Annotated in this window: 10 protein-coding genes and 5 pseudogenes; 9 read left to right on the plus strand and 6 right to left on the minus strand. The window is 68.5% G+C overall.

The features are described 5' to 3' along the window. Nucleotides 1-152: 152 nt before the first annotated feature. Together AC067Z_RS37935 and AC067Z_RS37940 are read left to right on the plus strand one after the other, a co-directional pair. A pseudogene (locus tag AC067Z_RS37935) lies at nucleotides 153-587 on the plus strand (ISAzo13-like element transposase-related protein); the annotation flags it as partial. A 2-nt stretch (nucleotides 588-589) separates the two neighbouring features. Further along, nucleotides 590-841 (plus strand): hypothetical protein, encoded by a 252-nt coding sequence (locus AC067Z_RS37940; RefSeq protein WP_478794211.1) that lies wholly within the window; start codon nucleotides 590-592, stop codon nucleotides 839-841. 227 nt (nucleotides 842-1068) lie between these two features. On the opposite strand, the gene AC067Z_RS37945 is transcribed toward AC067Z_RS37940, so the two are convergent. Then, on the minus strand, nucleotides 1069-2274 hold the full coding sequence (locus AC067Z_RS37945) for an IS110 family RNA-guided transposase (RefSeq protein ID WP_478794220.1): 1206 nt from the start codon (nucleotides 2272-2274) through the stop codon (nucleotides 1069-1071). A gap of 235 nt (nucleotides 2275-2509) precedes the next feature. On the opposite strand from AC067Z_RS37945, the pseudogene AC067Z_RS37950 reads away from it, so the two are divergent. Next, nucleotides 2510-2914, plus strand: a pseudogene (locus AC067Z_RS37950) (DUF5946 family protein); the annotation flags it as partial. 206 nt (nucleotides 2915-3120) lie between these two features. On the opposite strand, the gene AC067Z_RS37955 reads toward AC067Z_RS37950, so the two are convergent. Both AC067Z_RS37955 and AC067Z_RS37960 read right to left on the minus strand, forming a co-directional pair. Next, nucleotides 3121-4181, minus strand: a protein-coding gene (locus tag AC067Z_RS37955) for an IS630 family transposase (protein WP_478794212.1) whose coding sequence is annotated in 2 segments (ribosomal slippage) — nucleotides 3121-3734 and nucleotides 3734-4181 — 1062 coding nt in all. Because the reading frame shifts where the segments join, the coding sequence is not laid out codon by codon here. A 108-nt stretch (nucleotides 4182-4289) separates the two neighbouring features. Next, nucleotides 4290-4946 (minus strand): TetR/AcrR family transcriptional regulator, encoded by a 657-nt coding sequence (locus tag AC067Z_RS37960; protein ID WP_478794213.1) that lies wholly within the window; start codon nucleotides 4944-4946, stop codon nucleotides 4290-4292. Nucleotides 4947-5021: 75 nt separating this feature from the next. Here AC067Z_RS37960 and AC067Z_RS37965 point away from each other — a divergent pair, with 75 nt between their 5' ends. From AC067Z_RS37965 to AC067Z_RS37980, 4 genes and pseudogenes are all read left to right on the plus strand, one after another. Beyond that, nucleotides 5022-5585, plus strand: a complete 564-nt coding sequence (locus AC067Z_RS37965; protein ID WP_478794214.1) for an NAD(P)-dependent oxidoreductase — start codon at nucleotides 5022-5024, stop codon at nucleotides 5583-5585. Further along, nucleotides 5582-5704 (plus strand): hypothetical protein, encoded by a 123-nt coding sequence (locus AC067Z_RS37970; protein ID WP_478794215.1) that lies wholly within the window; start codon nucleotides 5582-5584, stop codon nucleotides 5702-5704. Before AC067Z_RS37965 ends, AC067Z_RS37970 begins: the two co-directional genes overlap by 4 nt. After that, nucleotides 5701-6098 (plus strand): annotated as a pseudogene (locus AC067Z_RS37975) (pyridoxamine 5'-phosphate oxidase family protein). The gene AC067Z_RS37970 and the pseudogene AC067Z_RS37975 overlap by 4 nt, the downstream one beginning before the upstream one ends. 32 nt (nucleotides 6099-6130) lie before the next feature. After that, a complete protein-coding gene (locus tag AC067Z_RS37980) occupies nucleotides 6131-7003 on the plus strand; it encodes a haloalkane dehalogenase (RefSeq protein ID WP_478794216.1) in 873 nt (290 codons plus the stop codon). A 116-nt stretch (nucleotides 7004-7119) separates the two neighbouring features. Here the strand turns inward: AC067Z_RS37980 and AC067Z_RS37985 are convergent, their stop codons facing one another. After that, nucleotides 7120-7560 carry a transposase gene (locus tag AC067Z_RS37985; protein ID WP_478794217.1) on the minus strand — a complete coding sequence of 147 codons (441 nt, stop codon included), beginning with the start codon at nucleotides 7558-7560 and terminating at the stop codon, nucleotides 7120-7122. Between AC067Z_RS37985 and AC067Z_RS37990 the strand changes: the two are divergent. After that, nucleotides 7451-8027 (plus strand): annotated as a pseudogene (locus tag AC067Z_RS37990) (IS630 family transposase); the annotation flags it as partial. The gene AC067Z_RS37985 and the pseudogene AC067Z_RS37990 sit on opposite strands and share 110 nt — an antisense overlap. A gap of 3 nt (nucleotides 8028-8030) precedes the next feature. Here AC067Z_RS37990 and AC067Z_RS37995 read toward each other — a convergent pair. Then, the gene (locus AC067Z_RS37995; protein ID WP_478794218.1) at nucleotides 8031-8276 is read right to left on the minus strand and encodes a hypothetical protein; all 246 of its coding nucleotides are present in this window, start codon (nucleotides 8274-8276) and stop codon (nucleotides 8031-8033) included. Between the two features lie 85 nt (nucleotides 8277-8361). Next, nucleotides 8362-8550 carry a hypothetical protein gene (locus AC067Z_RS38000; RefSeq protein WP_478794219.1) on the minus strand — a complete coding sequence of 63 codons (189 nt, stop codon included), beginning with the start codon at nucleotides 8548-8550 and terminating at the stop codon, nucleotides 8362-8364. Nucleotides 8551-8876: 326 nt separating this feature from the next. On the opposite strand from AC067Z_RS38000, the pseudogene AC067Z_RS38005 reads away from it, so the two are divergent. After that, nucleotides 8877-9940, plus strand: a pseudogene (locus AC067Z_RS38005) (IS110 family RNA-guided transposase). The last annotated feature ends 1100 nt before the right edge of the window (nucleotides 9941-11040 follow it).

Raw genomic sequence — 11040 nt, forward strand, 5'->3', positions numbered from 1 at the left:
GCTGGAACAACCCCCACAACTCGTCCGGCACCAACCGCTCAACGATTCCCACCATGAACAACACTCTACCGAGATAGCCAAATGAGATGACGTCTAAGGGCCTGCCGATCATCAAGGTGTTGCCTTCGGGGGTGGGGTCTCGTTGATGTCGTATGCGCATCCCGGACGAGACTCGTGATCAACTTGCTGTGAAGTTCGCGGTGTTGTTCCCGCATCTGGACGAGCGGCAGCGGCGGTTGCTGACGGCCGCGGAGGCCCGGAGTCTGGGGCATGGCGGCCTCCGGGCCGTTGCCCGGGCGGCCAGGGTGAGCGAGACAACGGTCCGCAGGGGTATGTCCGACCTGGAGGCGGGCGAATCCCTGCCGGGACGGGTGCGGCGGCCGGGCGGTGGTCGCAAACGCGTCGCGGATCTCGATCCCGGACTGCGGTCTGCGCTGTTGAGTCTGGTTGAGCCGGACGAGCGCGGGGATCCGATGTCGCCGTTGCGGTGGACGACCAAGTCGACCCGCACGCTGGCGGCCGAGCTGACCCGCCAGGGACACCGGGTCGGTGCGGACACCGTTGCCAGCCTGCTGCACCAGGAGGGCTGTTGAACGAACTCACGTGGTCGTCGTGGGGGTCGTCGTCCGCCGTGGGCACCGGACAGAACGTGGTCAACGACTGCAAGCCCTACTGCGCCGCGGGCAAATTCCACTCGTACCCCGTGAACGTCAGGTTCGAGCGCCCGGAGGCGTGGGGGAAGAACCCTGATCAGCAGCGGTACGGGCAGCTCCACCTCAGCTTCCCCGGCGACAGGCCCGACCACCTTCCGGCCGAGGTGACGTACAAGCTGTGGGACTGACGCACGGCGAGGTGCGCTCCTGACGCGGGGCCGGTCTTCGCGGCCGGTCCGTAGCAGCCTGCGCGGCGACTCGCCGCCCTGCTTCACCTCTGGAGGCCGCCCGCACCTGACAGAGTTCATATTCTTGAGCTCCCGCTTCGTACCCCCGGTTGTGTTTGCTGCTGTTGTTTCCCAGCTACTGATTCCCAATGGGGTTGTCAAGCGGGGTTGGTGACTCACTGTGAGCGTCAGCCCAGGGGGATGGTGCCTGGTGGTGGGGTGCTCTCGAAGGTTCGGCCGTCGCGTATGAGGGCCCACAGGACGTTCAGGCGACGGCGCGCGAGCGCGATGATGGCCTGCTTGTGGTTCTTCCCCTCGGCTCTCTTGCGTTCGTAGAAAGCCTTAGAGGTGGGGCAGCATCGAGCCGCGACCATTGCGGACATGTAGAAAACCCGCATTAGGCGACGGCAGTAGCGACGAGGTCGGCGCATATTGCCACTGATCCGTCCCGAGTCCTTGGGGACGGGGGCGAGGCCCGCGACGCCGGCGAGCCGGTCGGAGCTGCCGTAGACGCTCATGTCGCCGCCGGTGTGGGCGATGAACTCGGCGCCGAGGACGGGGCCGATGCCGGGCATGCTCAGGATGGCCCCGGCGTGCGGGTGGTCGCGAAACCGGCCCTCGATCAGGGCGTCGGTCTCAGCGATCTCCTCATCGAGGGCCATCACCTCCCTGGCCAGCTTGGCCACCACGGCGGCGGCCGGCTTCTCCCCGGGAACGGCGGTGTGCTGGGCCTCGGCAGCCTCGACCGCGGTGGCCGCAACGAGGTTGAAGTTGCGGACCTTGCGGTTCTTCAGCCAGACCGCGAGCCGGTTCCTGCCGATCCGCCGCAGAGCGCCGGGGGTCTGGTAGCCGGTCAGCAGCACCAGCGAGCCCTTCGAGGTGCTGTAGTCGAAGGCTCGCTCCAAGGCCGGGAAGTACTCCAGCATCTGGGCCCGCAGCCGGTTGATCGCCCTCGTGCGGTCGGCGGCCAGGTCCAGGCGGCGCGAAGTGAGGATGCGCAGGTCGACCGCGATGTCGTCACCACGGTGCATGCTTTGGAGGTCGCGGCGCATGCGGGCCTGGTCCGCGATGACGAACGCGTCCTTCGCGTCCGTTTTCCCGTCGCCCCGGTAAGACCCGGAGGCATGGTGGACGGTGCGGCCTGGGATATAGAGGACCCTCTGCCCGTTGTCGGTGAGAAGGGCGATCATCAGCGCGGCCCCGCCGGCGTTGAGGTCGATTGCCCAGGTCACCGGCTCGCCCTCGCTCAACGCGAGAACATCCGCGATCAGCTGGAGCAGTGCGTTCTCGCCGTTGGCGACCCGCCTCGAGAGCCTCCACTTCCCGTTGGTATCAATCACTGTGCAGTGATGCTCGGCCTTGCCCGCATCCGTTCCGGCCCACAGTTCGGGCACGGTCACCTCCGAAGTCGTTCCGGTCCTGGTCCCAGCAGACGACCTCGCCAGCATGTCCTTACCAAGCGATCTTCGCGCGCATCCCAATCAGTGGCCGAGTCGTCGCGGGGCACCGGGCGGCCAATCAGTAGAAGCCACACGTGCGGCATGAGCTTGACAGCCACACCCAGTGCCCCAGGGCCTTCCGATCCTACGAGTGACCGGAATCAACCCACCAACAACGTAAGGAGCTTGAATGTGTGATGTCGGTGCCAGCCAGGATTTCAGCTGCGCGACTGTCGCGAACGTCCTACGCTGCGCGTCGACGATCAAGGAGAAGCATGGATCCTGCGCGGAGTGCGGTGTGTCCGTGGGCCCACGATCCTGTGGCGATCTTTTCCATGCCTTGCTCGCGTTGGACCATGAGCGGCAGGCACCGTGGGGGCCGTTGCACGGCGTCTCGGTCTCTTGCTTCCTGTTCCAGCACCCCAGTCGGCTTCCCGCTGACGGCGGTGCGATGGCATGGGCGCTCCTGCACACCTATCTCGAAGGCGGCCTCAGCGAAGTGAACCGGCTTGCCGGTCGGGCTCGTGATGGCAACTCCCATCTCGTGACGGGCATGCCTTCACGAGTCGCCTGCGAGGCAGCACTGCCGCAACGGGACGCGCCGCCGCCCCGTTTCTCTGTGACGATCGAAGATGTCGCTGCGACGGGACGTTCCCCGCCGAAGAGTTCACGGAACGCGTCACGGCCTGGGCCGCCGCCACAGTCGACGCGTGGAGCCGCAGCACGTGACCGGCCGTGGGCCCGTCGAGGAGTGAGCCCACAACCTGCCTGGGATGCTGAACGTGACATGGGTGATGCCGGTCAGCCATCCATGGTCAGGCCGGTGCCGGTGAGGCAGCTCTCGACCAGGTCCGGGCGGTACTGGATCTGCTTGAGCCGGTGCTTGACGGCCCTGGTGATCTGGCCCAGGTCGGCTGCAGCGAGGTTGCCGATGTCGCGTTTGACCAGCGACCAGACGCCCTCCTGGGGGTTCAGGTCCGGTGCATACGGCGGCAGTTGGAAGACGGTGAGCCAGTCGGCGTTCGCGGCGATGAACTCCCGCAGTGGGGCGGTCAGGTCGATGCGGACGTTGTCCCAGACCAGCACGATCGGACCGCCGAGCTGGATGCGGGCCCGGATGAGCAGGTCACGGACGTCGCGCCAGCCGAAGCCCTTGGGCTGGTCCCTGCACCCGTTGCAGTCGCCGACCGCGTAGAACATCCGGGACCGCTCGCCCGGTCTGTAACAGGTCATGCCCGCTATCGAGACCCGGCCGGAACCCCGTCCGCGTACCCGGACGACCGGGGTGTGCCCGAGACGGCCCCAGGTCCTTGCGCGCGGCGGAGTCATCGACTGGCCGGCCTCGTCCTCGAACACGATCCAGCCGCCGCACTCCGCCGCGGTCTTACCCGCGGCCAGACCTCCTTCTTCCACAGCTCGACCGCCTCGTCGTCACGTTCGATGGCCCGGCGCGCAGGCTGCTGCCAGGACCAGCCGTGCCGCTTGAGCAGCCGCCACGTGCCCTCCACCGTGTAGGAGACGCGGAACAGCCGCCCGATCAGCGTCTTCACCCGCGCCAGCGTCCACCGCTGGCCCACCCACCCGTGAGTAAGCGGACCGCGCTCCAGTTCCCGCTCCAGCCTGGCGATCTGCGCGGGGCCGAGTCTCGGGCGGCCGGGCGAGCCCTTCGACAGGACACCAGCCTCGCCGCATTCACGCCAGGCCCGACGCCACCGCTCCACCGACCGCTCGCTCACCCGCAAAATGACCGCGATCTCCCAGCTCTTCTCCCCGCGCCCGAAGCGTTCCACGGCCTCCAGCCGGATCGGCTCCCGCATAACCCTCCCGGCGTCGGTCAGCCCGCCGCCCTGCGCGTATCTCACGCCACAGGGCTACCGCAGCCAGCCAACCACCCGCAGGCGAACCGGCCCGAGATCACCCGATCAAGTTCAGTACCTACAGGGGTAGCCGCACTGGAGGCGCTGAGGTGGTCAAGACTGGACGGCGCCTCCACCGGAGGTCGGCGAGCCCCGACGGCCTGCTCTGGTGGTTGCCGCGGTGTGCGGCCTCGAGGTCAGCGCCGCGCGCAGCGCCGGGGTGAGGATGTGGCGGGTCTCGGACGGGGTGAGGACGGCGGGGGTGGGGAGGGGGTTGAGGTAGCGGGTGTAGATGAGGCCGCCGAGGATCGTCACCACGGCCGTGGCGCGGGCGGTCGCGTCCCGGCCGCCGAGAAATTCAACAAGCCGTGCCAGCAGCTCATCTTCCAGGTATTCGCGGATCACCTTGGCGGCCTGTTCGCCCTGGGTGGTGAGCTGGAGGAAGTCGGCGTCCTCCCACAGGTCCGTCACCGCGTCGATCAGGCGGTCGGGGAGGGTGGCCGGGTCGCCGCCGAGGACGTCGTCCACCGCCAGTGCATTGACGCACTGGAACTGCATCACGTCTGCGAACAGGCCCTTCTTCGAGCCGAAGTGGTACGCGATCACCGCCGGGTCGACCCCGGCGGCCCCGGCCACCGCGCGCAGGGTGGTGCGCCGGTAGCCGCGCTCCAGGAACAGCGCACGGGCCGCCGAGACAATCGACTCGCGGGTCGGCGGGTTGCCGCGGGGGCGGCCTCGGGTGCGCGCAGGGGCAGGGACGGCGTTATTCATCAGCGTTGAGCCTGCGTTTCGTGATCGGCACAGTCAAGGGCGTTCCCGGAACCACACGAAGGGATGCCCGACACCATGCGTATCGCAGTCGTCGGCGCCAATGGACCGACCGGCCGCCACCTCAGCGAACAAGCCCTCGCAACCGGCCACGAGGTCGTCGCCGTGACCCGCCGCCCCGGCTCCCTCCCCGCACGGCCCGGCCTCACCGTGGCCTTCGCCGACGCCACCGACCCGGCGGCCGTCGACGCGGCGATCGGCGGGAGTGACGCCGTCCTGTCCGCGCGTTTCAGCTACGAGACCATCACCACGTACTCGGCGAGCGCCACCGTCATCACCGGGGCCATGGCCCGCCACGGCATCAAGCGGCTGCTCGTCGTCAGCTCCAGCATCGCCGACCCCAACTGGCGCCTCACCGGTGCGCACTTCTTCAACCATGTGCTCGACCCGCTGGTGGACCGACGCCTCGGCCGCACCCTCCACGAGGACATGCGCCGCATGGAGGCCGTGATCCGTCAGACGGGCCTTGCCTGGACCCTCGTCCGACCCTCGGGACTCTTCGACCATCCCGTCGTCACGGACTACCACACCGTCGAGACCAGCGCCGACGGCGTCTTCACCGCCCGCGTGGACCTGCCGTGAGCATGTTGCGCGAATGGGAGGAGCGGCGGTACGTCCCTAGGGCAATGGGCGTCATCACCACGGCCGTGAAACCGAACGTCACCAAGCTGATCTGGAACGAGGGCGTGAAGGAGAAGTGAGCCGGGCGACCGCCGGACTCCCGGCTTCCACCAAGGCGTTCTTCACTCGCCCCTACACGGCTACGTTCGCCATCCTTCGCCCCGACGGCACCCCGCACGTCACCCCCGTCCGCTTCACGCGACCACCGGCCTGGCCCGGGTGACTACCCGGGCGGGAGCCCGCAAGGCCCGGAACGTGGCGGCGGGCGGCTCGGCGGCCCGAGTCGCGCTCTGCCAGGCGGACGGCTTCCGCTGGGTCACCCTCGAAGGCAGGGCCGCCGTCACCGACGACCCCGCGCGCCTGGCCCAGGCGGTCAGCCGCTACACCGTCCGCTACCGCGCGGCCCCGCCCGCCCCGCCGGACCTGGTCGTCGTCGAGATCGCCGTCGACCGCGTCCTGCACCTCAACCTCTGAATCCCTCGTAGTGAAAGCGAAGTGACACCGCGATGCCCACCCTTCCCGTGCTGAAGTCCACCCTTCACTACCGCGAGTCCGGCGACCCCAACGGGCTGCCGTTCGTCTTCCTCCACGGCAACCCCACCTCCTCCCACCTGTGGCGGAACGTCCTCCCTGGCATCGCCGCGCCCGGCCGCCGCCTGCTGGCCCCCGACCTCATCGGCATGGGCGGCTCCGGCAAGCCCGACCTCGTCTACTCCTTCGACGACCACGCCCGCTACCTCGATGCCTGGTTCGACGCCCTCGGCCTCGACGAGGCCGTCCTCATCGGCCACGACTGGGGCGGCGCGCTCGCCTTCGACCGTGCCGCTCGCCTCCCGGGCCGCGTCCTCGGGCTGGCCTTCACGGAGACGATCGTCAAGCCGCTCGTCGGGGACGAGTTCCCGACGGCGGGGCGGGAGCTGTTCACCCAGCTGAAGACGCCTGGGCTGGGCGAAAAGCTGATCCTTGAGAAGTCGTTCTTCATCGAGGGGTTGCCGGCCACCGTCGCCACTCCGATCGACCCCACTGACCTCGACGCCTACCGCCACCCCTACCCGACCCCCGAGAGCCGCCGCCCGATCCTGGCATGGGCGCGCATGATGCCCCTGGACGGCGAGCCCGCCGACGTCGTCGCCCGCGTCGAGCGCTACGACGCCTGGTTGGAAGCCAGCCCCAAAGTCCCCAAGTTGCTCGCTGCGTTCGAGCCGGGCCCAGGCGCGATGACCGACCAAGAGGCGGTGGCCTGGTGCGAGGAGAACATCGCGGGCCTGGAGGTCTCCCGCCACGGCCTGGCCGGCCACCACTCCCCGGAGGACCGCCCCGAGGAGCTGGCCGCGGCGATCAACGCCTGGGCCGACCGCCACGGACTGGCGCGCCAGTAGGTGTCCTCGATCAAGACGGTTTCGATCATCCCTGGGCCGACGCAGCGGCCGCCGCCGAGTGTACGCGTCGCGATCGCCGTCACCATCGAATGCCTCAGTGCCTGACTGAGAACCGGTCACGGGGAGGTGTGGGGGTGTGTTGTTCCTCGGGTGAGGCGGCGGGTCATGAGGATGATCATTGCCCACTTGACCATGGCTTCGTGGTGGGCGGGCAGGCGTTCGTAGTCGCGGACGCATCGTCGTCTGCGGCAGACCCAGGACAGGGTCCGTTCAACGACCCACCTTCTCGGTAGGACAACGAAGCCGTGGGCCTCGCCACTGCGTTTCACGATCTCGACTGTGAGGTTCCATCGCTCTTTTGCCCAGGTCACGAGCCTGCCAGCGTATCCGCCGTCGGCCCATACCAAGGTGATGCGGTGGTGGATCTGCCGCAGTCGGGCGAGCAGGGGTCGGGCACCATCGCGGTCCTGCACCGAGGCCGCGGTCGTCTTCGAGGACGAGGCCGGGCAGTCCCTTACTCTGCCGCGAGCCGGGACCTGGGGACGTCGGGGCTGCACGGCGGTCGTGCGGATGCGGGGCCGCGGTTCCTGGCGGGTCTCGGGCGCGGGCATGACCTGCTACAAGCCCGGTGAACGGTCCCGGCTGTTCTACGCGGTCCGTGAATACACCGGCGGCAAGGACCAGCCGAAGGGCTTCGGCTGGCGCGACTTCCTCGACCTGATCGTCCGCGCGCGCAGATCGGGCCGCCGAGCTGGAACGTCCGGCTGCACCTGACCCGCCCGCTGCGCGAGTTCATCGCCGCGAACGCCGACTGGCTCACCGTGGTTCAGCTGCCCACCCACGCACCGAACCTCAACCCGACCGAGGTCATCTGCTCCCTGAGCGCGACATCGGCAACCTTGCAGCCGCCAACCTCGCCGAGATCACCCGCTCGGTCAAGAGCAGGCTCAAGAAACTCCAGCACCTACCGCACGTGATCGACGGCTGCTGCCTCGTCGGCACCAGCTTGATCCTCGGGGCGTGATCGTCAGAATGCCAAAGAAGCGATGCCACCAGCTGGGCCGCTGAACGTGCCAGGGCAGCTGGCTCGGCCGTCGTAGTCGTGCTCCAGCAGCTCCTCGGGAACCGCTGTATACCCGAGGTCGACCAAGGATCGATTGACCTTGGCAAGATCGACGGCGTCCAGCTCGCCCTCGGCTGGGGCGTCCCCGGTACCGAAGAAGGCTCCTGGGTTCTCAGCACAGGCCAATGCCACGGAGCCGAACTTGCTCACGGAGACGACGATCCGGGTCCCACACACGGTTGCTTCCCCGGGCACGACGATACGTCCGTACTCGCTGAAATCCTGAGCGTCCTGCTCAGCCTCGCAGGACGAAGTCACCTTCGAGCCGGGTAGTCAGGCGACCGAACAGGGCGGCGGGTTCGCTGCGGTTGTAGCGCTGCGGCCGCTCCAGCCACTCTGGATCATCAAGATCACGCAGCAATGTCAGCAGATCTGCTTCGCTCTCTGTCACGCGCACATCTTGGCGCGCGAGCCGCACCAGCATCTACACGGGGTACCGCCAAGCACGCACGTGTGCCCTCCTGTCCCGACAGCACCCATTCAAGTGCAGTAGCCGGTGACATCCATGGCTGACTGTGAGGATGCCGGTGGTGCCGCCCTGGGGGCCTGACTCTCCGTCTGACCGACGCCGTCCGGCTGTCCTGTTGATGATTTGTCGGCCGTCCTGGGCGGTGCCGCTCCGCGCGCGGCCGGTCGGGCGTCTGTGACCTCATAGGAGCCCGGCCAAAGGTCCCATCACAGTCTTGTCCTGCCGCCCGACCGGCGCGCGCCGTCCCTCACACGTCGCACGGAAGGACAGCAAGAACCAGGATGGCAGACCAAATAGCGGTGGTCGGCGGCGTCGACACCCACACCGACTTCCACCAGGCCGCCGTGATCGACTCCATCGGCCGGCACCTGGCCACCCAGGCCTTCCCCACCACCCCCGACGGCTACCACCGGCTGCTCAACTGGCTGCGCTCGCACGGCGAGGTCATCGCTGTCGGCGTCGAGGGCACCGGCGCCTACGGCTCGCAGCTCACTCGCGTCCTGCGAACGCACCAGTCACCGTCGTCGAGGTGGACCGACCCGACCGGCGGGTCCGCAGGGCAAACGGCAAGTCCGACCCCATCGACGCCTACGCCGCCGCCACCGCCGTGCTCTCCGGCCGGGCCAGCGGGACACCGAAGACCCGCGACGGCATCGTCGAGGCCATCCGAGCCCTGCGAGTGGTCCGCCGCTCCGCGGTCAAGGCCCGCACCCAGACCCTCAACCAGATCCGCACCCTCATCGTCACCGCACCCGGCCCCGTCCGCGAACGACTGCGCACCCTGCACACCGCCGAGCTGATCAGGCACCTGGCCCGTTCCCGCCCCGGCGCGGACCCCAGCGACCCGGCCTGCGCGGTCCGCACCGCCCTGCGACGCCTGGCCCGCCGTTACCAGCACCTCAGCGAGGAGATCGCCGACGCCGACGCCGAACTGGAGCCCCTGGTTGCCCAGGCCGCCCCCACGCTGGTCGCCCTGCCCGGAGTGGGCACCGAGACCGCCGCCCAGCTCCTGATCACCGCGGGCGACAACCCCGACCGGCTGAAATCGGAAGCGTCCTTCGCGCACCTGTGCGCGGCCGCACCCGTCCCCGCCAGCTCGGGCCGCACCCACCGACACCGCCTCAACCGCGGCGGCGACCGACGGGCCAACCACGCCCTCCACATGATCGCCCTGGTCCGCATGCGCTACGACAACCGCACCAAGGACTACGTCGACCGCCGCACCGCCGAAGGGATGTCGAAAAGAGACATCCTGCGCTGCCTCAAACGCTTCATCGCCCGCGAGGTCTACCAACACCTCGCCCGCCCAAATCCCATGCCCAAGAAGCTCCTTCAGACCACTTGACGGTCTATAGGAGCTTCATCAACGACAGCGAACAGCAGCGGAGCCGAGCGGTCGGGCATGGCCGCAACGGCAGCGGATCGGCCCGGTGGACCAACGGTCCGATGGAACTCCTGGAGCGGTGCTCATGGCCGTGCCCGATCCAAGCCGACCGGTCGGTAAGCCACGGTCAGAAGCGGGTGCTCGCGAGCAATCAAGGCCTCACCTGGCGCCCTTACCGCTGGCCCGACCATCAAAGCGACGCAGGAGCCCGATGATTCCCGCGCTCAGACCGTGGCGCCTGTGTGCTCCGCTGAGGTACGCCGCACGCCCAGTGACACCCCAGCCCACCCAGAGTGCAGCGGGACCATGAGCGGCTGGAGGAGGAGCTGAACCGACTCTCCGAACAGGCACCCGTTGCCGCGCTGAAGGCAGTGGCCAGGCTCGAACGCCTCACCAAAGACGTCGGACACGGAGCCGGCCGCGCCGCGCAGGCCGACGACCTGTCACCGGAGTCGATCGGCAAGGCGCTGGGGATCCGCGCCAGCCGAGCCCGCTCTGGAGAAACGTTGCCGTTCAGCGCATCGCCACTTCCTTCCGGTGGTTCGGGACACTTGACTTCTCCCCCTCCTGAAGGAGGGGGAGAAGTCAAGAACTTCCGCTTCCAGTGCCTGCAGGCGCGGGTCATCCGGCCGCTGCTGGAGCGTTGTGGCGAAGTGCGCAAGCGCCGGCATCAACCTTGCTCGTGGAAAGCGTCTCCGTCCCTGCCGCCCAGCAGGAGCGGCGTGTCCGGGTGGAGGACGATGTAACGCTGGGCCCACGCGTTCCAGCTGCTGGGGCTTCAGTGAGGTCGGGCTCGCTCATCCAATTCGTCAGCTGCCGGCGGCTCGCGAGTCTGTCGGCCAGACGCCCCATGGTGAGGTCCTGATCCTGCAGAGCTCTCTTGATCAGATTGCGCAGGTTCTCGTCACGTATGCCCGCTGCGGCCTGCTGCTGGGTGCCGGTGGGTTCAATCGCCGACATGGTGCGGTCCGCCTTCGGTGCGTGCCGAGCCACTGTCACCCAACGCGGTGAGCAAGGCGTGCCGCTGCTCGGCAGGAAGCATGCTGTTCAGGGCGACCAGC

It is taken from the genome of Streptomyces sp. NPDC043812 (assembly GCF_056436245.1).

Excerpts from the sequence above, each read along its gene's own strand:
- AC067Z_RS37960 (WP_478794213.1), bottom strand. The coding sequence starts at position 4,946 with ATGAATAACGCCGTCCCTGCCCCTGCGCGCACCCGAGGCCGCCCCCGC.
- AC067Z_RS37965 (WP_478794214.1), top strand. The coding sequence starts at position 5,022 with ATGCGTATCGCAGTCGTCGGCGCCAATGGACCGACCGGCCGCCACCTC.
- AC067Z_RS37980 (WP_478794216.1), top strand. The coding sequence starts at position 6,131 with ATGCCCACCCTTCCCGTGCTGAAGTCCACCCTTCACTACCGCGAGTCC.
- AC067Z_RS38000 (WP_478794219.1), bottom strand. The coding sequence starts at position 8,550 with ATGCTGGTGCGGCTCGCGCGCCAAGATGTGCGCGTGACAGAGAGCGAA.